The organism is Streptomyces sp. NBC_00525 (assembly GCF_036346595.1).
Classification (GTDB): Bacteria; Actinomycetota; Actinomycetes; order Streptomycetales; family Streptomycetaceae; genus Streptomyces.
Genome location: NZ_CP107834.1, coordinates 1,419,158 through 1,441,207, shown reverse-complemented (window position 1 = coordinate 1,441,207; position 22,050 = coordinate 1,419,158). Strand labels below are relative to the sequence as shown.

General features: G+C 72.9%; 21 protein-coding genes and 1 riboswitch. Of the genes, 8 read left to right on the top strand and 13 right to left on the bottom strand.

What is annotated here, in order from left to right; all coding sequences use genetic code 11:
* Window positions 1–42: 42 nt before the first annotated feature.
* Both OG710_RS31260 and OG710_RS06385 read right to left on the bottom strand, forming a co-directional pair.
* The gene (locus OG710_RS31260; RefSeq protein WP_073735655.1) at window positions 43–99 is read right to left on the bottom strand and encodes a trp operon leader peptide; all 57 of its coding nucleotides are present in this window, start codon (window positions 97–99) and stop codon (window positions 43–45) included.
* Between the two features lie 93 nt (window positions 100–192).
* A complete protein-coding gene (locus OG710_RS06385) occupies window positions 193–2,973 on the bottom strand; it encodes an N-acetylmuramoyl-L-alanine amidase (protein ID WP_330238450.1) in 2,781 nt (926 codons plus the stop codon).
* Window positions 2,974–3,142: 169 nt separating this feature from the next.
* Here OG710_RS06385 and OG710_RS06380 point away from each other — a divergent pair, with 169 nt between their 5' ends.
* Together OG710_RS06380 and OG710_RS06375 are read left to right on the top strand one after the other, a co-directional pair.
* Window positions 3,143–4,489, top strand: a complete 1,347-nt coding sequence (locus tag OG710_RS06380; RefSeq protein ID WP_330242168.1) for a class II 3-deoxy-7-phosphoheptulonate synthase — start codon at window positions 3,143–3,145, stop codon at window positions 4,487–4,489.
* Between the two features lie 170 nt (window positions 4,490–4,659).
* A complete protein-coding gene (locus OG710_RS06375; RefSeq protein ID WP_330238449.1) occupies window positions 4,660–4,905 on the top strand; it encodes a (2Fe-2S)-binding protein in 246 nt (81 codons plus the stop codon).
* A gap of 15 nt (window positions 4,906–4,920) precedes the next feature.
* Here OG710_RS06375 and bfr read toward each other — a convergent pair whose 3' ends face one another.
* Window positions 4,921–5,400: a bacterioferritin gene (bfr, locus tag OG710_RS06370; protein ID WP_111332591.1), complete on the bottom strand. Its 480-nt coding sequence runs from the start codon at window positions 5,398–5,400 to the stop codon at window positions 4,921–4,923.
* Window positions 5,401–5,553: 153 nt separating this feature from the next.
* Between bfr and OG710_RS06365 the strand changes: the two genes are divergently transcribed.
* A complete protein-coding gene (locus tag OG710_RS06365; RefSeq protein WP_330238448.1) occupies window positions 5,554–6,186 on the top strand; it encodes a sulfite oxidase-like oxidoreductase in 633 nt (210 codons plus the stop codon).
* Here OG710_RS06365 and OG710_RS06360 read toward each other — a convergent pair.
* The 5 genes from OG710_RS06360 to thiO all read right to left on the bottom strand — a co-directional run bounded on the left by OG710_RS06360 (window position 6,150) and on the right by thiO (window position 11,346).
* Entirely contained in the window at window positions 6,150–7,043 is an 894-nt protein-coding gene (locus OG710_RS06360) for a deoxyribonuclease IV (RefSeq protein WP_330238447.1), read from the bottom strand. The genes OG710_RS06365 and OG710_RS06360 overlap by 37 nt on opposite strands.
* Window positions 7,044–7,051: 8 nt before the next feature.
* The gene (pknB, locus tag OG710_RS06355) at window positions 7,052–9,004 is read right to left on the bottom strand and encodes a Stk1 family PASTA domain-containing Ser/Thr kinase (RefSeq protein WP_330242167.1); all 1,953 of its coding nucleotides are present in this window, start codon (window positions 9,002–9,004) and stop codon (window positions 7,052–7,054) included.
* A gap of 129 nt (window positions 9,005–9,133) precedes the next feature.
* Window positions 9,134–9,928, bottom strand: coding sequence for a thiazole synthase (locus OG710_RS06350; RefSeq protein ID WP_330238446.1), 795 nt, complete (start codon window positions 9,926–9,928; stop codon window positions 9,134–9,136).
* A gap of 3 nt (window positions 9,929–9,931) precedes the next feature.
* Window positions 9,932–10,150 carry a sulfur carrier protein ThiS gene (gene thiS / locus OG710_RS06345; protein ID WP_111332601.1) on the bottom strand — a complete coding sequence of 73 codons (219 nt, stop codon included), beginning with the start codon at window positions 10,148–10,150 and terminating at the stop codon, window positions 9,932–9,934.
* A complete protein-coding gene (gene thiO / locus OG710_RS06340) occupies window positions 10,147–11,346 on the bottom strand; it encodes a glycine oxidase ThiO (protein ID WP_330238445.1) in 1,200 nt (399 codons plus the stop codon). Before thiO ends, thiS begins: the two co-directional genes overlap by 4 nt.
* Window positions 11,344–11,455, bottom strand: a riboswitch (TPP riboswitch). Its footprint overlaps the gene before it by 3 nt.
* A 141-nt stretch (window positions 11,456–11,596) precedes the next feature.
* On the opposite strand from thiO, the gene OG710_RS06335 reads away from it, so the two are divergent.
* The 5 genes from OG710_RS06335 (at window position 11,597) to OG710_RS06315 (ending at window position 16,006) form a co-directional block, all read left to right on the top strand.
* Complete coding sequence (locus OG710_RS06335) at window positions 11,597–12,847, top strand: NAD(P)/FAD-dependent oxidoreductase (RefSeq protein WP_330238444.1); 1,251 nt, start codon at window positions 11,597–11,599, stop codon at window positions 12,845–12,847.
* 50 nt (window positions 12,848–12,897) lie between these two features.
* A complete protein-coding gene (locus tag OG710_RS06330) occupies window positions 12,898–13,263 on the top strand; it encodes an Rv2175c family DNA-binding protein (RefSeq protein ID WP_111332609.1) in 366 nt (121 codons plus the stop codon).
* Window positions 13,264–13,365: 102 nt separating this feature from the next.
* Window positions 13,366–14,067, top strand: a complete 702-nt coding sequence (gene thiE / locus OG710_RS06325) for a thiamine phosphate synthase (RefSeq protein WP_330238443.1) — start codon at window positions 13,366–13,368, stop codon at window positions 14,065–14,067.
* A 104-nt stretch (window positions 14,068–14,171) separates the two neighbouring features.
* On the top strand, window positions 14,172–15,089 hold the full coding sequence (metF, locus tag OG710_RS06320) for a methylenetetrahydrofolate reductase [NAD(P)H] (protein WP_111332612.1): 918 nt from the start codon (window positions 14,172–14,174) through the stop codon (window positions 15,087–15,089).
* Between the two features lie 50 nt (window positions 15,090–15,139).
* Complete coding sequence (locus OG710_RS06315) at window positions 15,140–16,006, top strand: hypothetical protein (RefSeq protein ID WP_330238442.1); 867 nt, start codon at window positions 15,140–15,142, stop codon at window positions 16,004–16,006.
* A gap of 25 nt (window positions 16,007–16,031) precedes the next feature.
* On the opposite strand, the gene OG710_RS06310 is transcribed toward OG710_RS06315, so the two are convergent.
* From OG710_RS06310 to OG710_RS06290, 5 genes are all read right to left on the bottom strand, one after another.
* Window positions 16,032–17,552, bottom strand: a complete 1,521-nt coding sequence (locus OG710_RS06310) for a phytoene desaturase family protein (protein ID WP_330238441.1) — start codon at window positions 17,550–17,552, stop codon at window positions 16,032–16,034.
* A gap of 38 nt (window positions 17,553–17,590) precedes the next feature.
* Entirely contained in the window at window positions 17,591–18,217 is a 627-nt protein-coding gene (locus OG710_RS06305) for a DUF4126 domain-containing protein (RefSeq protein WP_330238440.1), read from the bottom strand.
* 241 nt (window positions 18,218–18,458) lie between these two features.
* On the bottom strand, window positions 18,459–19,070 hold the full coding sequence (locus OG710_RS06300) for a TetR/AcrR family transcriptional regulator (protein WP_330238439.1): 612 nt from the start codon (window positions 19,068–19,070) through the stop codon (window positions 18,459–18,461).
* A 29-nt stretch (window positions 19,071–19,099) separates the two neighbouring features.
* The gene (locus OG710_RS06295; protein WP_330238438.1) at window positions 19,100–21,187 is read right to left on the bottom strand and encodes a YhgE/Pip domain-containing protein; all 2,088 of its coding nucleotides are present in this window, start codon (window positions 21,185–21,187) and stop codon (window positions 19,100–19,102) included.
* A complete protein-coding gene (locus tag OG710_RS06290; RefSeq protein ID WP_330238437.1) occupies window positions 21,159–21,932 on the bottom strand; it encodes an ATP-binding cassette domain-containing protein in 774 nt (257 codons plus the stop codon). The genes OG710_RS06295 and OG710_RS06290 overlap by 29 nt, the downstream gene beginning before the upstream one ends.
* Window positions 21,933–22,050: the final 118 nt, after the last annotated feature.

Below are 22,050 nucleotides of genomic sequence, written 5' to 3'. Positions count from 1 at the left end.
CCGCCCCTCGGGCGGCCTGTGCGTCGGTGTGGGTACGCGCGATCAGTGGGCCGCCGGATGAGCGGTCCACCACCAGTTACGGGTCGAGTGCGCGAACATGCCCCGTACCTTAGCCCACGCCGGACGGCGCGGGGCCCCTTTCCCGTCCGGACGGACGGGAAAGGGGCCCCGCGAACACCGCGTGCCTGTCGGCTAGAACAGCGTGTCGTAGATCTGCCAGCCGTCTCCGACCTGTGACTTCTTCGCGAACGGAGCGGTCACACTTCCGGTGGAGTGGTAGAACCAGAAATCTCCGCTGCCGTCCACGCCGACCAGGTCGCCCCGGCCGTCACGGTCCAGGTCGCTCGGGCCGAGCAGCAGCTTGTACGCGCCCCAGCCCGAACCGATCTTGACGCGCTTGTCGTACGGCTTGGTGGCCGAGCCGGTGCCCGTGTAGATCCACAGCACCCCGGACTTGTCGCGGGCCACGAAGTCCGCCTTGCCGTCGCCGTTGAGGTCGCCGGTGGAGACGATCGCGTTGTAGATCTGCCAGCCGTACCCGATCTTGGCCTTGGGCTCGAAGGGACGTGCCGGGTCGCCGGTGCCCTTGTAGAAGTAGATGTCGCCGGAGCCGTTGAGAGCGAGCAGGTCGGGCTTGCCGTCGCTGTCGAGGTCGCGCATGCCGGTGAGGCTGGTGTACTGGTTCCAGCCGCTGCCGATGCGGAGCCGGCCCAGGTACGGCTTGTCCGGGTTGCCGCTGCCCCGGTAGTACCAGAGCACGCCGTCCTTGTCGCGGGCCACGAAGTCGCCCGTGCCGTCCGCGCGCAGCGCCGTCATGGCCGTGATCGCCGTGTAGCTTCCCCAGCCGTAGCCCACCTGGTAGCGGCGGTAGTACGGCGCGGAGGCGCTGCCGGTGCCCTGGTACTGCCAGATGCGTCCGGCGCTGTCCCGGCCGATCATGTTGTACCGGTCGGTGGCGGAGACCGGGGCGACGCTGGTGGAGGTCTGGACGTCGCTCGCCTTCACCCACGCCAGCCGGTGGTTGTACCGGATCGGCAGGTAGGAGGTGTCACCGATGACGTCCGTCTGGACCGAGCCGAACCAGTCGTCGCCCTTCACCTCGGCGCCCGCCAGCGCGTAGGACTGGCCCGCGGGCAGGGTGTACTTCGTCAGGTAGTCCGGGTTGTCGGTGGGGGCCTCCAGGCCCGCCGCCTCGTAGGCCGCGGTCTCCGGGTAGGAGCGCCCGTAGATCCGGACCGTCACCCCGGCCCTGGCCTTCACCACGCGCGGGGCCGCGTCCAGCGGCACGGTGTACTGGCCGCCGGGGTTGTAGAACCAGGCCTTCTTCCCCGCGTACCAGATCGCCGTCCAGTTGGTCCTCGACTCGGCCACCACATAGGTGCCGCCCGCGCGGACCTTGTTGCCCCAGTTGGAACCCTCGCTCCACAGGGACGTGAAGTACGGGTCGCTCAGCGTGGTGGCGCCGGTGGACGGCGAGGTGTACAGGTAGCCGAAGTTCGCCGGCCGGGCGGCGACCGCCTTGGTGCCGTACGTCAGCTTCGGCTGGTTGGCCGTGGTGAACGGCGGGACCACGCGCACCAGTTGGCCGGCCTTGACCGGACCGCCGGCGCCCTCGGCGCCCGTCGGGGCCCCGAGCAGGCCCATGTAGTGGTTCCAGTCCCAGAACGGGCCCGCGTCCCAGTGCGTCCCGGAGATGTTCCGGTCCAGCTGCACGGGCACCTCGTCGTGGCCGACGATGTGCTCACGGTCGAGCGGGATGCCGTACTTGTCGGCCAGGAACTTCACCAGGGCGGCGGAGGACTCGTACTGCGGCTCCGTGTACCACTTGCCGTCCCGGATGGCGTAGCCCTCATGCTCCACACCGATGGTGTGCATGTTGAGGGTCCAGTTGCCCGCGTGCCACGCCAGGTCCTTGTTCTCGACCATCTGGGTGACCAGACCGTCCGAGGCGCGGACCAGATAGTGGGCGCTGGCTGCCGTGTCCGGGTTGGTGAGCGTGGCGAGCGAGCTGGCGTAGTCGCCCTCGGTGTCGTGGATCACGATCCGGCGGATGTCGACGCCCTTGTCGGGCCGCGCCGCGGGGGTGTAGCCGCGCTTGCCGGTGTCCGAGGTCTCGGCCGGGACGAAGTCGCAGTTCAGGCCGGACGGGCACTCCGGGGTGGGCGCCGCGGCGGTGCTCGCGAAGCTCGCGGCGAGCGGCACCTTGGCCGGCTTGACCGGCTTGACGGCGGGGGCGGCCGGCAGCGAGACCTGCTGGCCGTCCTGGGTGAGGGCCTTCTCGCCCGTGCGGATCGACTCGAAGACGCGCTTCGCGAAGAGGTCCGCGCCCTTCCGGTCCGGCGACTGGCTGTAGCGCGCCACCGCCGGGTACCACTGGGAGGCGTCCTCCGACAGGGAGCCCTTGGCCTCGCGCTGGTACTCGGCGAGCAGGGCCGCGCCCGCGCGGATGCTGTCCCCGGTGTCGTCGCGGACCGACTCGGCGTCCGTGTCGATCAGCTCGGCGGCCTTCTCCAGCGTGTGCAGCCGGGGGTCGGAGGTGTCGACCGTCTTCTTCGGGATCGCGCGCAGCGCCTTGGCGCGGTCGAAGGTCTTCTCGATCTCCGGCCGGCCGCTCATGTTCATGTGCGCCAGACGTTCCTTGTCGTCCGGCTGCTCCACGTCCCCGGGCGACACACTGGTCAGCCCCATCACGTTGTACGCGCCGCTGGTGCTGGGCGCGCCGTCGTGGCTCTCCCACCGGGTCTGCCGGAAGGAGACCGCCATCAGGACGCTCTGCGGCACGTCGAACTCGCGGGCCGCGTCCTCGAACTGCGCCTGCAGCACGGCGGACGGCGAGGCGGGCTTGGCGTCCGAGGCGTCCGGGTCCTGCGCGGCCACGGCCAGGGTGCCGATCGTCGCGGTCGCGACCACGGCCGCGCCGGCGCCGATGAGCAGCCGTCTCTTCTTGAGATCTCTACGGTGATTCCGCTTCAAGTGCCCACCCTCGTTGTCCACTTGTTCAACGCTGAAAGACGTGAGGCTAGCAGGCGGTACGGACACCCCCGGCACCGGTTGTCCCCGAGTCGTCCCCGAGACGTCCGTCTCAGTCACTGAGCAACCGGAAAATGAGTGGACCCGACCCCGTAATGTGGGGCCCGTGACCGTGAACGCCAATACCTCCGTCGCCGGTGGCAACACCTGGCGAGACCTTCCCGCGGCGCAGCAGCCCGAGTACCCCGACTCCGAGGCCCTGCGCGATGTCGTCGCGGACCTCGCGTCGTATCCCCCGCTCGTCTTCGCGGGCGAGTGCGATCAGCTGCGTGCCCGTATGGGAGCCGTCGCCAAGGGCGAGGCGTTCCTGTTGCAGGGCGGCGACTGCGCCGAGGCCTTCGACGCCGTGTCCGCCGACCACATCCGGGCCAAGCTGAAGACGCTCCTGCAGATGAGCGCCGTCCTGACCTACGCGGCCTCGGTGCCCGTGGTCAAGGTCGGCCGCATCGCCGGCCAGTACTCCAAGCCGCGCTCCAAGCCGACCGAGACCCGCGACGGCGTGACCCTGCCGACCTACCGCGGCGACTCCGTCAACGGCTTCGCCTTCACCGAGGAGGAGCGGGTCCCGGACCCGGACCGCCTCAAGCGGATGTACCACGCCTCCGCCTCCACGCTGAACCTCGTGCGCGCCTTCACCACCGGCGGCTACGCCGACCTGCGCCAGGTGCACGCCTGGAACCAGGACTTCGTGCGCTCCTCGCCGTCCGGCCAGCGCTACGAGGCCCTGGCCCGCGAGATCGACAACGCGCTGAACTTCATGAAGGCGTGCGGCACCGACCCGGCGGAGTTCAAGGCCGTCGAGTTCTACGCGTCGCACGAGGCGCTGCTCCTGGACTACGAGTCGGCGCTGACCCGCACCGACTCGCGCACCGGGCAGCTGTACGACACCTCGGGCCACATGGTGTGGATCGGTGAGCGCACCCGCCAGATGGACGGCGCGCACATCGAGTTCGCCGCCAGTATCCGCAACCCGATCGGCATCAAGCTCGGCCCGACCACCACGGTGGACGAGGCGCTGGGCTACATCGAGCGCCTCGACCCGGAGCGCGAGCCCGGCCGGCTGACCTTCATCGTCCGGATGGGCGCCGACAAGGTCCGCGACAAGCTGCCCGAGCTGGTCGAGAAGGTCACCGCTTCCGGCGCCACCGTGGCCTGGGTGACCGACCCGATGCACGGCAACACCTTCGAGGCGGCCTCCGGCCACAAGACGCGCCGCTTCGACGACGTGCTGGACGAGGTCAAGGGCTTCTTCGAGGTGCACAAGGGCCTCGGCACGCACCCGGGCGGCATCCACGTCGAGCTGACCGGCGACGACGTCACCGAGTGCGTCGGCGGCGGCCACGAGATCTTCGTGGACGACCTCCACCAGCGCTACGAGACGGCCTGCGACCCCCGGCTCAACCGCAGCCAGTCGCTGGACCTGGCCTTCCTCGTCGCCGAGATGTACCGCGACCAGTAACGGTCACGGCGCGCACCTCCCGTACGACTGTGGGGCACGGATCGATGTGATCCGTGCCCCACCGGTCGTTTCCGGGCTTTCACCGCCCCCCGGCGACGGGTAAGGTTAGGTTTGCCTCACCGATCATCGGGGCGGCGCTCACGATCCGTCCTGCCGGGAGGTGAACCCGCGTGTACGTCTGCTCGTGCTTCGGCGTTACGGAGCAGCAGGTCAAGGATCATGCGGCAGCCGGGGCCTGTACGCCCCGCCAGATCGCCTCGGCCTGCAAGGCGGGGACGGACTGCGGCGGCTGTGTCCGCACCATCCAGGCGATGCTCGGCCGCGGCGCCTGCCCGCGCCGCGATCTGCTCGACCGCAAGCAGCAGCCCGCCGCAACCACCCCGGCGCCCGCCGCCGGACTCCCCGAAGCCGCCTGAGCCGACCGGGTCCGGTCAGCTGTCCGGCTGCTCGATGAGCTGGGCGATGTACAGCGGCTCCCCGAGCTTCTCGACCAGGTCCAGCTGGGTGTCGAGGTAGTCGATGTGGTGCTCCTCGTCGGCGAGGATCGACTCGAAGATGTTCGCCGAGGTGATGTCGCCCTTGTTCCGCATCAGCTCGATACCGCGCTTGAGGCGGTCGATCGCCTCCACCTCGACCTGCCGGTCGGCCTGGAACATCTCGGTGACCGTCTGGCCCACCCGTACGTGGAACAGCCGCTGGTAGTTCGGCAGGCCGTCGAGGAAGAGAATGCGGTCGGTCAGGATCTCCGCATGCTTCATCTCGTCGAAGGACTCGGCGCGCGTGTATTTCGCGAGCTTGGTCCAGCCGAAGTTGTCCTGCATCTTGGCGTGCAGGAAGTACTGGTTGATGGCCGTCAATTCGGCGGTCAGCTGTTCATTCAGGAACTCGATGACCTCGGGGTCGCCCTGCATCGCAAAGGCTCCTTCCAACGGTGAACCGGGCACGTTGGCGGCATCTTTGCATCGCACTCGGTGACCGTCCAGTAAGTGCACGCTTAGTATGAGTTGCCCGAATCGCCTCCGCCCTGGTCACGACCACCCCGGCCTGTCTGTCACCATGGAGTCATGGGTCAGCCGGAAAGCCGGGAACACCGCGCGTCAGAGCAGTCCGAGCTTCCGCCGGGCCAGCGGCTGCAGCGCGGCTGGCCGGTGACCCACTACGGGCCGGTTCCCAAGTTCAAACCGGACCGCTGGGAATTCCGTGTCTTCGGCGCGACCGCCGACGGCGAGAAGCACTGCTGGAACCACGAGCAATTCTCGACGCTGCCGTTCTCCTCGGTCGTCGCCGATCTGCACTGCGTCACCAAATTCAGCATGCTCGGCGCCGAGTGGGGCGGCGTGCTCGCCCGCGATGTCGTCGCGCTCGCCCCGCCCGCCTCTCAGGTCACCCATGTGATGGTGTGGGCCGAATACGGATTCAGCTCGAACCTGCGGCTCGACGACTTCCTCTCCGACCGGACCCTGTTCGCCACCCACAAGGGCGGCGAACTCCTCACCGCCGAGCACGGCTTCCCGCTCCGCCTCGTCGTCCCCCATCTGTACGCGTGGAAGGGCCCCAAGTGGGTCCGGGGCATCGAGTACATGACGGCCGACCGCCGGGGCTTCTGGGAGGAGCGCGGCTACCACAACATCGGCGACCCCTGGCGCGAGCAGCGCTACTCCTACCAGGAGGAGCCCGGCGAGGGCCCCGAGCTCTGATCAGCCCCCGCGCGCAACGCCTGGAGCCGGGCCACGTCCGCGGCGTGACCCTCCTTGCCGCCCGGCGTCTCGATGACCAGCGGCACGCCCCGCGTCGCCGGATGCGCGAACAGCTCACGGAACGGCTCCGCGCCGATGTGACCAGCGCCGATGTTCTCGTGCCGGTCCTTGTGCGCGCCGGAGACGTCCTTGGAGTCATTGGCGTGGATGAGCTTCAGCCGGCCCTCGCCGACCGTCTCCACCAGCAGGTCGAGGGTCTCCTTCATGCCGCCGGGCCCGGCCAGGTCGTGCCCGGCCGCGAAGATGTGGCAGGTGTCCAGGCAGACCCCGAGCTTCGGGTGGGCGTCCAGCGCGTCGAAGTACGGCCCGAAGTCCCAGGTCCGGGAGCAGAGCGAGGAGCCCTGCCCGGCCGTGGACTCCAGCAGCAGGAACGGGTCGTCCTCGTGCGTCAGCTCGTCCAGCAGCGGCCGCATATGGGTCCGCACCTGCGCCAGCGCCTCCTCGCGGGGCCGCCCCCCGGTCGCCGAACCGGTGTGCACGACGACGCCCAGGGCGCCGATCGCGCGGGCCCGGCGCAGCGAGTGGCGCAGCGACTCCACGGACCGCTCCACGGTCGCCGGGGTGTGCGAACCGAAATTGATCAGGTACGGGGCGTGCACATACGCCGGTATCGACTCGGCGGCGCACCGCGCCCGGAACAGTTCGTCCTGCGCCGGGCTGCCGGCCGGGGTCGCCCAGCCGCGCGGGTTGGCGACGAAGACCTGGACGGCCTCGGCGCCCATCTCGCGGGCGTAGGGGAGGCCGACCTTGGCGAGGCCGCCGGCCACCGGGACGTGACCGCCGACGGGGTTGCGCATACGGATCTCTACAGTCCCTTGGTCTTGATGGTGATGGTGCTGCCCTCGGGGGCCCGGTCGCCGCCCTTCACGGACTGGCTCGCGACCTTGTCGCTGAAGGAGAGGAAGCCCCGGTCGACCTCGACCTCGAAGCCCGCCGCCTCCAGCTCCTCGCTCGCGTCGTCCACGTTGTCGCCGACGACGTCCGGCACGTCGATCATGCGGGGGCCGGAGGACACCGTCAGCGTGATCGTGTCGCCCTCGGCCGCCACCGTGCCCTCGCCCGGCGACTGGTGCGCGATGTCGCCCGCCTCCTCCGGCGAGTGCACCCGGCCGGGCTTCACCTCCGCCTTGAGCCCCTCGTCGGCCAGCGCCTCCGTGGCGTCCTCGACGGAGAGCCCGGTGACGTCGGGGACGTCGACGGGGCTGCCCTTGGACACCACGATCGCGACCGCGGAGTCCGCGTGGCGCTCGGTGCCCGCCGAGGGCTTCGTCCGCACCACCTCGCCGGCCGCCACGTCCTCGCTGAACTCCTTGGTGACCATGCCGGGGAGCAGGCCCGCCTTGGTCAGCTTCCGCCTGGCGTCGGCGAGCGAGGCGCCCGCCACATCCGGCACCTCGACGATCTCGGGCCCGCGCGAGACGACCAGCGAGACGCCGTCGTTGTGCCTGATCCGGGCGCCGGAATCGGGGTGGCTGCCGATCACCGTGCCCCGGGCGACGGTGTCGCTGAAGGCGCGCTCGACGCCCTTCAGCTCCAGCCCGGCGTCCGAGAGCCGCTTCCTGGCCGACTTCTCGGTCTGGCCCAGCAGCGAGGGGACCTTCGTGAACTGCCCGGAGTTGATGTACCAGACCCCGCCGCCGACGCCCAGCACCAGCAGCACCGCGAGGACCGCCGCGATCAGCCCGCGCCGGGGCCCGCCGCGCAGCCCGCCCCACAGCCCGCCCCGCCGGGGCGGCAGCGGCTGCTCCGGGGGCGGCATCTCCAGCCGGCTGGTGTGGTGGGCGGTGCCCAGGTCCTGCGGCAGCACGCGCGGGATCACCGTCGTCCGGGCGTCGGTGCGCTCCACGTCCCCGCCGTCCGGCCCCGGCTGCCGCTCCTCCAGGGCGCGCGGCGGTACGGCGTCGAGCTGCTCGTCCGTGAGCGCGGCGCGCGCCCGGCGGGCCTCGGCGAGCAGCGCCACCGCGTCGAACGGGCGGGCCTCCGGATCGCGGGCGGTGGCGCCCGCCACCAGCGCGTCCAGCTCCGGCGCGAGACCGGGGACCGCTTCGGAGGGCGGCGGCACGTCCTCGTGCAGATGCCGGTAGATGACCTGGGCGGGGGACTCCCCGTCGCGCGGCTTGTCGCCGGTCAGCATCTCGTACAGCACGACCCCGCACGCGTACACGTCGGTGCGGGTGTCGGCCGCGCCGTGCTCGATCTGCTCGGGGGCGAGGTACGAGACGGTGCCGAGGATCGTGCCGGTGGTGCTGGTCACCGCGTCCACGGCCCGGACCAGGCCGAAGTCGGCGACCTTGACCCGGCCGTCGTCCCCGATCAGCACGTTCTCCGGCTTCATGTCGCGGTGCACGAAGCCCGCCCGGTGCGCCGCGCCCAGGGCGGCGAGCACCGACTCCAGGATGTCCAGCGCGGCCCTGGGCCGCAGCGCCCCGCGCTCGCTCAGCACATCGCGCAGCGTGCACCCGGCGACGTACTCCATAGCCAGGTAGACGTACTGACCCTGCGCGCCCTGGTCGAAGACCCCGACCACGTTGGGGTGGTCGAGACGCGCCACCGACTTGGCCTCGCGGATGAAGCGCTCGACGAACGAGGCGTCGGTCGCGAGGGCCGGATGCATCACCTTGAGGGCGAGCAGCCGGTCGAGCCGGGTGTCCATGGCCCGGTAGACCGTGGCCATGCCGCCCACGGCGATGCGGGCATCGACGCGGTAGCGGCCGTCGAGCAGCTGCCCGACGAGGGGGTCCTGGAGGGTCGTATCCACCATGCGAGTCTACGAGCCGCCGCGGACAGGCCCGCCGCCGCGGAGCGAACCCGGCGCAGGACTGAAGCCGAGCCGTGACAGGGCCGGGGTGGACGGCGGCCCGATCCGGGCCGCCGACGCGCCCCGGGGTCAGAACGCCGGGCGCTCCGGGTCGAGCGCCGCGCGCCCGTCCGCCGGCGACGACGCCTCGGCGAAATGGCGGCGCGGGATGCGCCCCGCCCGGTACGCGAGACGCCCGGCCTCCACCGCGTGGCGCATCGCGGCGGCCATCAGCTCCGGCTCCTGGGCACGGGTCACCGCCGAGGCGAGCATCACCGCCGAACAGCCCAGCTCCATCGCGAGCGCGGCGTCCGACGCCGTACCGGCGCCCGCGTCCAGGATCACCGGCACGCCCGCCCGCTCGGTGATCAGCTGGAAGTTGTGCGGGTTGCGGATGCCGAGGCCGGAGCCGATGGGGGAGCCGAGCGGCATGACCGCCGCGCACCCCACGTCCTCCAGCTTCCGGGCCAGCACCGGGTCGTCGCTGGTGTACGGCAGCACGGTGAAACCGTCGTCCACCAGGATCTCGGCGGCGTCCAGGAGCTCGACCGGGTCGGGCAGCAGGGTGCGCTCGTCGGCCACCACCTCCAGCTTCACCCAGTCGGTGCCCAGCGCCTCGCGGGCCAGCCGGGCGGTGAGCACGGCCTCGCCCGCGGTGTAGCAGCCGGCGGTGTTCGGCAGCACCCGGACGGACAGCTTCTCCAGGACCGAGAGCACGGAGCCCCGCACGGTCGGGTCCAGGCGGCGCATCGCGACGGTGGTCAGCTCGGTGCCCGACGCGGTCAGCGACCGTTCCAGGACGTCCAGGCTGGGCGCGCCGCCGGTGCCCATGATCAGCCGCGAGGTGAAGTCGGTGCCGCCGAGCGTGAAGCGGTCGTCGGACATGGTTCAGCCTCCCTGGACTGCGGTCAGGACCTCGACCCGGTCGCCGTCGCCGAGCACGGCGGCCGGCCACTCGCCGCGCGGCACGACCGTCTCGTTGAGCGCGGCGGCCACCCCGCGCGGCGCGTCGGTCAGCGTGGCGACGAGGGTGTCCAGAGTGGTCCCGGCGGCGACGACGGCCGGTGCGCCGTTGACGGACACGGTGAGCGGGGACGGCGCGGTCATACGGGCTGCTCCTGGGGTGCGGGGGTGGACGCCGGGGCGGGCGCGGGGGGCGCCGGGAACCGGCCGGGGGAGAAGGGGAGGGCCGCATCGGGCAGTGCGCCGTCCGCCAGCAGCGCGGCCATGGCGTCCCCGGTGACCGGGGTGAGCAGCACGCCGTTGCGGTGGTGGCCGGTGGCCAGATGGAGGCCGGGCAGCGCGGTCGGGCCGAGCAGCGGGGCGTTGTCGGGGGACGCGGGGCGCAGCCCGGCGCGGGTCTCGGTGAGCGGCAGCTCGGTGATGCCGGGCACCAGCTCGTGGGCGTCGCGCAGGAGCTCGTAGACCCCGCCCGCCGTGACGGTGGTGTCCCAGCCCATCTCCTCGGTGGTGGCGCCGACGACCAGCTCGCCGTTCTCGCGCGGTACGAGATAGACGTGGCTGCCCCGGACCACCGCCCGCACGGTGCGCGAGAGGAAGGGGGCGTAGGTCCGGGGCACGGTCAGCCGCAGGACCTGGCCCTTGACCGGACGGACCGGCGGCAGGACGTGGGCGGGCACCCCGGCGAGCCGGCCGCTGAGGCTGCCCGCCGCGAGCACCACCTGGTCGGCGGCCAGCTCCGTGCCGTCGTCGAGGACGGCCCCGGTGGCCCGGTCGGCGACCGCGGTGAGGCGGTCGGCCCGGTGGCGGTGGAAGACCACCCCGGCGCGTTCGCAGGCGGTCAGCAGCGCGGCGGCCAGCCGGCGCGGATCGACCTGGTGGTCGCCGTCCACCCGCAGCCCGCCGCGCACACCCGGCGCGAGCATCGGCTCCAGACGGCGGCACTCGCGTCCGGTCAGCCACTCCGACGCGAGGCCCGAGCGGCGTTGCAGCTCGTGGAGTTCGCGCAGATGGGCGCGGTCGTCGGCGTCCAGCGCGACGGCCAGGGTGCCGCAGGCCCGGAAGCCGATGTCCTGCCCGCTCGCCTCCTCCAGCTCGGCGGTGAACGACGGATAGCGCCGGGCGGAGGCGAGGTTGAGCCCGAGGAGGGTCTCCTCGCCGTAGTGCAGTTCGGTGACGGCGGCCAGCATCCCGGCCGCGACCCGCGCCGCCCCGCCGCCCGGCCCCGGATCGGCGAGCGCGGTGGACAGACCGCGCTGCGCGGCCCGCCAGGCGGTCACCAGGCCGATGATGCCGCCCCCGATGACGAGGACGTCGGACCCTTCGGTGCGATGGATGCGCATGGGCGTCCAGCCCCTCCCTTCGCCGGCATGACCCGGATCAGGTTCGTACGGTCGGAGGCCGCCAGCCTCCCTCTCAGCCCGGTGCGTCCGGGCTCCCGCGAGTCTTGTACGCCGCCAGCCTAGACCCAGCCGCCCGGAGCGGGTAGGGAGGGCGGCGGGCGCGGAGCCCCCGCCCTGACAGGCCGTCAGCTGACGGGCGCTCCAGGGGCGGTCCAGCGGATCGAGGGCGGACAGGTCCTAAGCTGAACAGGTGAGCGAGCAGCAGCGGGCAGCACAGACGGAACGCCGGGTCGTCGTCGCGGGCGCGGGCATGGCGGGCGTCCAGACCGCCGTCGCCCTGCGCGAACAGGGCTTCACCGGCCCCGTCACCCTGATCGGCGCCGAACCCCACCAGCCCTACGACCGGCCCCCGCTGTCCAAGGCCGTGCTCCTGGGCAAGGCCGAGGAATCCGCCTTCGACATCGACTTCGAGGGCCTGGACATCACCCTGCGGCTGGGCTGCGAGGTCACCGGGGTGCGCGCGGCGGACCACGAACTCGACACCTCGGCGGGCCCGGTCCCCTACGACGTCCTGGTCCTCGCCACCGGCGCCGAACCCGTCGCCCTGCCCGGCTCCGGCGGCGTGCCCGGCGTCCATCTGCTGCGCACCCTCGACGACGCGGCCCGGCTGCGGCCCGTCCTCGAAGAGGGCCACCCCGTGGTGGTCGTCGGCGCCGGCTGGATCGGCGCCGAGTTCGCCACCGCCGCCCGCGCCGCCGGCTGCGAGGTCACCGTCGTCGAGGCGGCGGACCGCCCGCTGGCCGGCGCCCTGCCCGCCGAGGTCACGGCCCCGATGGCCCGGTGGTACGAGGAGAACGGCGCCCGGCTCCTCACCGGCGCCCGTGTCGCCCGCGTCGAGCCCGGCGCAGTGGTCCTCGCGGACGGGCGCACCCTGCCCGCCGAGGCGGTCGTCGTCGGCATCGGCGCCCGCCCCGCCACCGGCTGGCTGGCCGGCTCCGGCATCGCCCTCGGGCCCGAGGGCTCGGTGACCGCCGACGCGACGCTGCGCACCTCGCTGCCCGACGTCTACGCGGTCGGCGACTGCGCCTCCTTCCCCTCCGCCCGCTACGGCACCCGACTGGTCGTCCACCACTGGGACAACGCCCTCCAGGGCCCCAGGACCGCCGCCGCCCACATCGCGGCCGGCGGCGCGGCGGACGTCCCGCCCTACGACCCCGTCCCCTACTTCTGGTCCGAGCAGTTCGACCGCTTCGTGCAGTACGCCGGGCACCACGCGGACGCCGACACGCTGCTGTGGCGCGGCGACCCGGCCGAGCCCGCCTGGTCGGTGTGCTGGCTGCGCGACGGCGTCCTGGTCGCGCTGCTCGCGGTCGGCCGCCCGCGCGACCTGGCGCAGGGGCGGCGGCTCATCGAGGCGGGGGCCCGGATCGACGCGGACCTGGCGGCGGACCCCTCCGTGGCGCTGAAGTCCACGGCCCTGCGCCAGGGGCCGCGCCCCTGAAGGGCCGCGCCCGGGTTTCGGCTGTCGGTCCGGGATGGCAGGCTTGTCCCGTGACCGAGATTGACGCAAAGATCGATGCTCTCGTCCCTGCCTGGCTCCACCTCCCCGACATCGCCGAGATGCTCGACATCGAGGTGACGCGTGTGCGGCAGCTGGTCAAGGAGGGCCAGCTCATCGCCGTACGCCGCGGGGAGAACCGAGCACTGCAGGTGCCGGCCGCCTTCATCGACGGCAGCAAGGTCGTCAAGGGCCTCTCCGGGACCCTGACGCTCCTCAAGGACGACGGCTTCTCCGACGAGGAGATGCTGGAATGGCTCTTCACCCCCGACCCGACCCTGCCCGGCACGCCCGCGCAGGCACTGAGTGAGAATCGCGGCACGGAGGTGAAGCGCCGCGCCCAGGCGCTCGCCGTCTGACCGACCGCACCACCGCGGGGACGCGGACCGCGCCGCGCGAGCGGGCGGTCCGCGTCCCCGTGCCGCACCACCGAACCGCTTTCCCAGGGGGGAACCCGCACCATGCCCACGCCTCGCGCGCAGCTGTCCGACGCCCGGCTCTACCTCTGCACGGACGCCCGCCGGCGCCAGGGCGACCTGCCCGAGTTCCTCGACGCGGTGCTCGCCGGCGGGGTGGACATAGTCCAGCTGCGCGACAAGGGCATGGAGGCCGCCGAGGAACTGGAACACCTCGCGGTCCTCGCCGACGCCTGCGCACGGCACGGCAAGCTCCTCGCCGTCAACGACCGGGCCGACGTCGCCCACGCCATCGGCGCCGACGTGCTGCACCTGGGCCAGGGCGACCTGCCGGTGCCGGCGGCCCGCGCGATCATCGGCGCGGGGCCGGTCATCGGCCGCTCCACGCACGCCGAGGCCGAGGTGGACGCCGCCGTCGCCGAACCCGGCGTCGACTACTTCTGCACCGGCCCCTGCTGGCCCACCCCCACCAAGCCCGGCCGCCACGCCCCCGGACTCGACCTCGTGCGCTACGCCGCCTCGCTCGCCCCGGAGCGCCCCTGGTTCGCCATCGGGGGCATCGACGCGGACAACCTCGACCGGGTTCTGGACGCCGGGGCCCGCCGGATCGTCGTCGTACGGGCCCTCACCGAGGCGTCCGATCCCGGTGCCGCCGCCGCTGAACTGGCCCGGAGGGTCCGCGAGCGCGCCGGAGCCCGACCGGGCGCGCCGGACGCGGAAAACGGCCGCCCGGAGTCGGCCCGGTAGACGGTTGGGACGAATCTGTCCGAAGCGTGGACAAGAATCAGTCAAATCCGGCAAAAGGTCCCGGTTTGGTTGGGGGTCCGCTCCGCCCTGGTTAACCTGCCCGTATGGCCCTTGGTACACCTTCCACCAGGACAGATCGCGCGCGCACCGTGCGCGAGATGCTCGCGACCGGTACGACCTCGTACTCCTTCGAGTTCTGGGCGCCCAAGACCGAGAAGGGCGAGCGCAACCTGTGGAACGCGCTGCGCCGGGTCGAGGCCGTCCGCCCGAGCTTCGTCTCCGTCACGTACGGAGCCGGCGGCTCCACCCGCGCCGGCACGGTGAAGGCCACCCAGGACATCGCCGCCGAGTCCACGCTCACCCCCGTCGCCCACCTCACGGCGGTCAACCACTCCATCGCCGAACTGCGCAACATGGTCGGCCAGTACGCCGACGCCGGCATCCGCAACATCCTCGCCGTGCGCGGCGACCCGCCGGGCGACCCGATGGGCACCTGGGTCGAGCACCCGCAGGGCGTGAAGTACGCGGCGGACCTGGTCCGGCTGATCAAGGAGGCCGGCGACTTCTGCGTGGGCGTCGCCGCGTTCCCCGAGCGGCACCCCCGCTCCACCGACTGGGACACCGACACCCGGCACTTCGTGGACAAGTGCCGCGCGGGCGCCGACTACGCGATCACCCAGATGTTCTTCGACCCGGAGGCGTATCTCCGGATGCGTGACCGGGTGGTCGCCGCCGGTTGCGACACACCGATCATCCCCGAGGTCATGCCCGTCACCAGCGTCCGGCAACTGGAGCGGTTCCCCCAGCTCAGCAACGCGACCATGCCCGCGGAGCTGAAAGAGCGCATCCTCGCCGTCAAGGACGACGCCGCCGCTGTACGCTCCATTGGCATCGACTTCGCAACGCGGTTCTGCGCGAAGCTGCTCTCCGAGGGTGTGCCCGGACTGCACTTCATCACGCTGAACAACTCGACTGCGACGCTCGAGATCTACGAGAATCTCGGACTGCACAAGCAGTCGTGACCGGCCGTACCCGCCACCATCCGGGGCGGTGGCCGTAGAAGGGGGCGGGCATGGGCTGGACGGTCCTCTACATCGCGTTCGGTGTCGTCGCGCTGTGGCTGCTCGGCGAGGTACTGCTGCAGTACAAGGCGCGGCTGCGCTGGCGGCTCCTCGCCTTCACCGGCTTCCTCTGCGTCGTCATCGGCGTCCTGATGCCGTCCGTGCCCGTCATCGCCCTCGGCGCGATCGCCTTCGCCACCGGCCAGACCTATGTGACGCTCTCCTTCCGCAAGGGCTTCTCCACCGGCTGGGCCATCGGGGGCAAGCCCGGCGAGAGCCGCCGCCGGCGCGGCGGCGCCGCCGTCCGCAAGCCCACGCTGGAGGTCTCCGGCCTGGAGGTGGAGTACGAGGGCACCGCCCCGGACGCCCCGCCCGTCCCCGCCGCCCCGCCGCACACCCCCGCCGCGGTCTACGAGACCGAGCCGATGCCCGAGGACACCGGCCAGTACGGCGTCTACGGCGACCCCGCCCCCCAGAGCTCCGGCCCGGAATCCCAGGACGCGCAGGGCTACGACGCCTACGCCCCCTACACCGACTTCCCGGCCCGGCCCGCCCGGGACCAGGACCCGTACGCCGGAGCCGGTCAGTACGACTACGGCACCGACCCGCAGAGCTACGCCGCCTACTCCGACCCGTACATCGGCACCACCGCGAGCACCCCGCAGTACGGCGCGTACGACGGCTACGGCGGCTACGACGGCACCCCGCAGTACGACCCGTACGCACAGCCCGACGCCTACGGGTCCGACACCCCGCCCGGCGGCGTCTGGGTGCCGCAGCAGCGCGAGAGCGAGCGGTACCCGCAGCAGCCCGCAGGCCGGCCGGCCCCGTACCCCGACGGCTACGACACGGGCCACGACGGCCAGTACCGCTACTGACCGGCTGCCCCGCCCCGCGCCGGGCTCACCGCGAGCCCCGGAAGCCGTCCCCCTCCACCACGGTCCCGGCGACCAGCGCCCCCGACATGCCCGCGTGAGCGAGTCCGCCGCCCGGATGCGACCAGCCGCCCGCCAGCAACAGCCCCGGCAGCCCGGTCCGGTTGGCCGGATGCAGGAACGCGCCCCCGGCCCCCGCCAGCGCAGGCGGCGGCACCGCGCCGCCCTCGGCCCCCGTGTCCGCCGCGGTCTCGGCGGGCGTCCGCACCCGCGTCCGCAGCACCCGGTCCCCGAGACCCGGCACGGCCGCCTCCGCCACCGAGACCAGCGTCCGCGCGAACCGCGTCCGCAGCTCCCCGTCCGTCCAGTCCACCGGGCCGTGCGGCGCCACCGTCGCCGTCAGCGTCACCGCCTCGTGGTCCGCGTCCGGCCGGGTCGCCGGGTCGTCCGGCCGCAGCACGGTCACCGTGGGGTGCGCGGCGACCCGGCCCCCGAACACCGCCTCGCGCTCGGCCGCCCCGTCCGCCGGATGCACCACGGTCCGGTGCGCGGCGTCCGCCGGCCGGGCACCGCGCAGCGACAGCAGCACCATGAACCGGCCGCTCGCCCCGGACCCGGCCGCCGCCCCCGGACGCACCGTCACCTCACCGTCCGCCCACAGCTCCCGGCCGGGCAGCAGCCCCGGCCACGGCCGCGCCCCCAGCACCACGTGCGCCGCCTCCGCGACCGTGCCGTCCGCCAGCTCCACGCCCGCCGCGCGGCCGTCCGCCACCACGACACGGACCACCTCGGCCCCGAAGACGAACTCGACCTTCCGGGCCAGACACCGCTCGTACACCGCACGCGCCAGCTCCCGCATGCCGCCCATGACGTACCAGCTGCCGAACGTCTCCTCCATGTACGGCAGCAGCGCCGCGCCCGCCGGGGCGTGCAGCGGATCGAGCCCGTACGCCAGCGCGCAGCCGTCGAGCAGCGCCGCCAGCCGGGGATCGGCCAGCTCCCGGGCACCCGTCTGCGCCACCGTCGTCGCCCGCCGCGCCGGACGCAGCAGCCGCCGGCGCTCCTCGGCCGGATACGGATCACGGCCCAGCACCTGCCAGTCGGGGCGCAGAGGCTCCTCCAGGAGCGGCCGCCGCGAGCGGTCCCAGGCCTCCCGGGCCCGGTCCAGGAAGGCACCCCACTTCCCGCCCGCGCCCCCGCCCAGCGCCGCGTCCAGGGCGGCGACGGTCCCGGCGCGCGAGGCGTTCGGCAGGCGGACATCGGTGCCGTCCGCGAAGAGATGACGGCTCGCCGGGTCCACCTGGGTCAGCGTCACGCACCGCTCCAGCGGCTCCTTGCCGGTCTTCACGAACAGGTCCCGGTAGACCGCGGGCAGATGCAGCAGCCCGGGGCCCGTGTCGAACGCGAACCCCTCCTCGGCGTGGCGCCCGAGCGCACCGCCGTAGCCGCCGGACCGCTCGTACACCGTCACCCGGTGGCCTGCCACGGCCAGCCGGGCCGCCGCCGCCATCGCGCCCATCCCGGCGCCGATCACCGCAATTCGTGCCATGCAGGCGACCCTAACGGCCGCCCCGGCAGGCCCGGCCGTCAGGTCGGCGGCATGCCCGGAGCGGGGAAGGCCGACCGGGCCCGGCGCTTCTCCTCGCGCCGCTGCGCCCGGCGGCGCCAGAACCGGCGGATGCGGGAGGCCAGGAAGACCACGATCACCAGGCCCATGACCAGGAACGTCCCGGCGATCCCGGCCGCGATCCACGGATGGAAGATCGCGAAGGTGATGACGGCCGCGACGCCCAGGTCCTCGACGGCGCTCAGCACGATGTTGCTGAACGGCTCGGGGGAGCTGTTGACCGCCATGCGCGTACCGGCCTTGACCAGATGGCTCACCAGCGCGGTGGAACCCCCGATGGCGCCGGCCGCGATCTCGGGCAGCGAACCGCTCTCACCGGCCAGCAGCGCCGCCACCACGGCACCCGCCACCGGCCTGATCACCGTGTGCACCGCGTCCCAGACGGTGTCCACGTACGGGATCTTGTCCGCGACCACCTCGCAGAGGAAGAGCACCGCGACGACCACCAGCACGTCCGTGCGCTGGAGGGAGGCGGGCACCTCGTCGCTGACGCCGGTCGCGCCGAATATGCCGAGCAGGAGGACCACCGCGTACGCGTTGATCCCGCTCGCCCAGCCGCTTGTGAATACCAGAGGGAGTACCGACACGCAGGTGATCGTAGCCAGCGGGCGCGACATCTCGGCAGGGCGCGGACGCCCGGACCTGAGTACCCGTACTCAGGGCGCGGGATGAGTAGCCGCACGGATGGGCCGCGACCCGGCCGGACGGCAGAGTGGGCGGCACCTCCTTCCGGCGGAGGCGCGGCGGAGGAGACGGGACCGTGGGGGACGCGGTCACGGGGGATGCTCCTCCGGCGCCTTCCGTGCGTACGGGGCGGGCGCGCGGGCCTCAGCGTCCGCTGACCCGGCCGCGCAGCAGCAGGGACAGCGCCGAGTGCACGTCGTCGATCGAGCGCTCCGGCTGGAACGCCTGCCAGTCCAGCGCCGCCACCAGCACCATGCCGACCAGCGCCGCCGCCGTCAGCGGGACGTCGATCTCCTCGCTCAGCTCGCCGGCCGCCACACCCTCCTCGATGACGCCCTCCACCACGGCGACCGCCTCGCGGCGCACCACGAGAAGGGTGGACTGCCAGGCGCGGTTGGTGCGCCACAGCTCCGCCACGTACAGCTGGGTGAAGGCGGGGTAGCGGTCGATGAAGACGAGACCGGCCCGGATCATGGCGTCCAGCGCCTCGACCCGGCTGCCGCCGCGCGCCGCGGTCTCCTCGGCCGCGGTGCGCAGGGAGGCGGTGAGCAGCCCGACGCCGTGGCGCAGCAGTTCCTCGAAGAGTTCGGTCTTGCTCTTGAAGTTGTAGTAGACCGTGCCCTTGGCGACCCCGGCCCGGTCGGCGATCTCGTCCACCGTGGTCGCCGAGAAGCCCTTCTCGGCGATGAGGGTGACGGCCGCTTCGTAGAGCCTCTGCCGGGTGGCCCGGCGGCGCGCGCTGCTACTGCTTTCCATGCCTCCGATTCTCACAGGTCCGGGCGCGCTCACAGGCTCAGCTCCGGATGGAGCCGCTCCAGGGTCCACATCTGCTTGCGGCGGGCCGTCAGCGCGGTCAGCGCGAGCGCCCCCGCGGTGAAGGCGGCGAGGACCGCGCAGCCCTGCCAGACCGGGCCGAGCCCGCCGCCCGTGATCAGCCGGCGCAGCCCCTCGACGACGTAGCTCATCGGCAGATAGGGGTGGATCGCGTTGAAGAAGTCCGGACTGGTCTGTACGGGGTAGGTGCCGCCGGCCGAGGTCAGCTGGAGCATCAGCAGCGCCAGGACGAGGATGCGCCCCGCCGCCCCGAAGCATGCGTTCAGCCACTGCACGATCGCCGCGAAGCAGCAGGTCACCAGCGCCAGGAAGGCCAGCGTTCCGGCGGTGTGCGCCATGTCCAGGCCGGGGCCCCAGTGCAGGACGGACATCAGCGCGGCCACCTGGAGCAGCCCGATCCCCGCCACCGGCAGCCAGCCCGCGAGGGCGATCCGCCAGGCGGGTGCCCCGGCGGCCAGGGCGCGCCGGCCGAGCGGCTGGATCAGCATGTACGCCACCATCGCGCCGACCCAGAGGGAGAGCGGGATGAAGTAGGGCGCGAAGCCCGTGCCGTAGTTGGGCGCGGAGTGCAGCGACTGGGCGGCCAGCCGTACGGGGTCGGCCATGACCTCCGTCCGGGCGTCGCGGTCCTCCTTGCCGTAGTCGGGGATCTTGTCCACGCCGTCGCCGAGGCCCTTGGCGAGCGAGGCCGAGCCGTCCTTGATGCCGACGAGGCCCTGATCGAGGCTGGTGGCCCCGGTCCTGAGCCGGCCGACGCCGGTGTCCAGGTCGCTCGCGCCCGTCCTGGCCGTACCGAGGCCGGTGTGCAGTTTCTCGGCGCCCTTGGCGACCTTGTGGGCGCCGGTGTTCAGCGCGTTGATCCTCTTGACCGCGGACTCCAGGTCCTCGTCCAGGTGCGGGGAGCGGGTGGCGAGGGCCTTGGCCTGCTTCTCCAGGGTGGTCAGCCGGCCGCGCAGCGCGGTGAGGTCCCCGTTCTGGTTCTCGACCAGGGCCTTCACGTCGTCGGCCACGTCGGCGACGTCGTCCGCCGCCGTCACGGCCCGCTCCAGCGGCGTGCAGACGGCGGGGTCGGCTTCGGGGGCCTCCGCGCAGCGGGTGCGGTGCACCTCGGCGAGGTCGTCGGCGGCGGTGTGCGCGGCGGTGGCGGCGGTCGGGGCCGACTTCACCAGCAGGTCCAGGTTGTGGCGTACGGCCTCGGAGGTGTCGGCGACCAGCCGGGCGGTGTCGCCGATGGACTTCCCGTTGTCCTTGAGGAACGGGCGCACGTCGGCGGCCACCCCGTTGACCTTCTCGGCGAGGAGCTTCGTGCCGTCGGCGACCTCGGCGGAGCCGGTCTTCAGGTCCCCGGCGCCCCGGTTCAGCTTCACGAGCCCGCCGGCCAGGCTGCCGCTGCCGGCCTTGGCGTCCTTCAGCCCGTCCGCGAGGTCCTTCGAGCCCTTCCTGGCCTTGGCGCTGCCGCTGCGGAGATCGGCCGCGCCCTTGGCCGCCTTCGCCGTCTCGTCGTGCAGATCGGAGAAGCTGATGAAGATCCGGTCGAGGAACCCGCGCGAGGCGTTGGCCGACGCGGCCGTGCGGACCTCGGAGAACACCGTGCGGGAGATCTGCCCGACGATGTAGTTGTTCGCGTCGTTGGTGCGCACCTGGAGCGCGCCGGTCTCGGGGGAGTCCCCGGCGCTGGAGGCGATGCGCTCGCTGAAGTCCGCGGGCATGCGCAGCGAGAGGTAGTACGTGCCGTCCTCGACGCCCTTGTCCGCCTCGGCGGCGCTCACCTCGTGCCAGTCGAAGACCTGGGAGTCGAGCAGCTTGCCGGTGATCTCGTCGCCGGCCGCGATGCGCCTGCCGTCGGCGGTGGCGCCCCGGTCGTCGTTGACCAGGGCGACCGGGATGCGGTCGAGCCTTCCGTACGGGTCCCAGAAGGACCACAGGTACAGGGCTCCGTAGAGCAGCGGGAGCAGCAGGAGCGCGGCGAGGGCGGCACGCGGCAGCCGTCCCCTGCCGAAGCGCCTCAGCTCAAGCGCGGCCAGTCTCGGCGAACGCATCGGCCGGTTCCTCCTCGTGCGTGGTGGTGTCGGTGGTGTCCGTCTCGGGGGAGGCGCCGGTGCGTACGGCGACGGCGTCCTCGGGTGCCTCGCTGCAGACGGCGAGCACCGTGGTGCCGGCGGCGGCCACGGAGCGCAGCAGCTCCCAGACCTCGGCCCGCTCGGCGTCGGACAGCTTCAGATCGGTGTCGTCCACCGCGAGCAGCCGGGGCCGCCCCATCAGCGCCAGGGCCACGGAGAGCCGCAGCGCCTGCGGCCGCTCCAGATCGCGTACGGCGGTGCGCTCGGCCTTGGGCAGCTTGGCGGGGTCGAGCCCGGCGGCCTCCAGGGCGGCGTCGATCCGGGCGCGCACGGCGGCGGCCCGGGCACCCGGCGGGCGGAGCAGGGCGCGCGGGGAGCCGTCGTAGCGGCGCCGGAGCAGGGCCCGCTCGCGCAGGTGCTCGGCGACCGTGAACGCCGGGTCCAGCTCGCTCACGCCGGGGACCGGGCCCAGGGCGGCGAAGCGGCGGACGGCGGCGGCCCGGCGCGGCAGGGCGAGCCCGCCCGTCGTGGCCGCGCCCTCGGTGGGGCGCATTCGCCCGGTGAGGGTCAGCAGCAGCGCGGTGCGGCCGGAGCCGGACGGGCCCTCGACGGCGATCAGGTCGCCGGGGTCCGCGCGGAACGTCACCTCCCGGAAGGCCCAGCCGCGCGGCCCCTTGAGCCCCAGCCCCTCGGCGGTGACGGCGGCCCCGTGCGGACGGTCCACGGACCCCTCCCCTCTTTTGAACTGACTGGTCAGTGCAAAAGGTAGCCGGAAGCTACGAACGAAGCAAAAGCCCAGGTCAGGGGCGGATCGAGGTCGATTGTCAGTGGGGGCCGTCACG

Coding starts and splice junctions, on each gene's coding strand:
- OG710_RS06315 (WP_330238442.1), top strand. CDS start 15,140: ATGGGCTGGACGGTCCTCTACATCGCGTTCGGTGTCGTCGCGCTGTGG.
- OG710_RS06295 (WP_330238438.1), bottom strand. CDS start 21,187: ATGCGTTCGCCGAGACTGGCCGCGCTTGAGCTGAGGCGCTTCGGCAGG.
- OG710_RS06350 (WP_330238446.1), bottom strand. CDS start 9,928: ATGTCCGACGACCGCTTCACGCTCGGCGGCACCGACTTCACCTCGCGG.
- thiE (WP_330238443.1), top strand. CDS start 13,366: ATGCCCACGCCTCGCGCGCAGCTGTCCGACGCCCGGCTCTACCTCTGC.
- bfr (WP_111332591.1), bottom strand. CDS start 5,400: ATGCAGGGCGACCCCGAGGTCATCGAGTTCCTGAATGAACAGCTGACC.
- thiS (WP_111332601.1), bottom strand. CDS start 10,150: ATGACCGCGCCGTCCCCGCTCACCGTGTCCGTCAACGGCGCACCGGCC.
- OG710_RS06310 (WP_330238441.1), bottom strand. CDS start 17,552: ATGGCACGAATTGCGGTGATCGGCGCCGGGATGGGCGCGATGGCGGCG.
- OG710_RS06360 (WP_330238447.1), bottom strand. CDS start 7,043: ATGCGCAACCCCGTCGGCGGTCACGTCCCGGTGGCCGGCGGCCTCGCC.
- OG710_RS06365 (WP_330238448.1), top strand. CDS start 5,554: ATGGGTCAGCCGGAAAGCCGGGAACACCGCGCGTCAGAGCAGTCCGAG.
- OG710_RS06300 (WP_330238439.1), bottom strand. CDS start 19,070: ATGGAAAGCAGTAGCAGCGCGCGCCGCCGGGCCACCCGGCAGAGGCTC.
- thiO (WP_330238445.1), bottom strand. CDS start 11,346: ATGCGCATCCATCGCACCGAAGGGTCCGACGTCCTCGTCATCGGGGGC.
- metF (WP_111332612.1), top strand. CDS start 14,172: ATGGCCCTTGGTACACCTTCCACCAGGACAGATCGCGCGCGCACCGTG.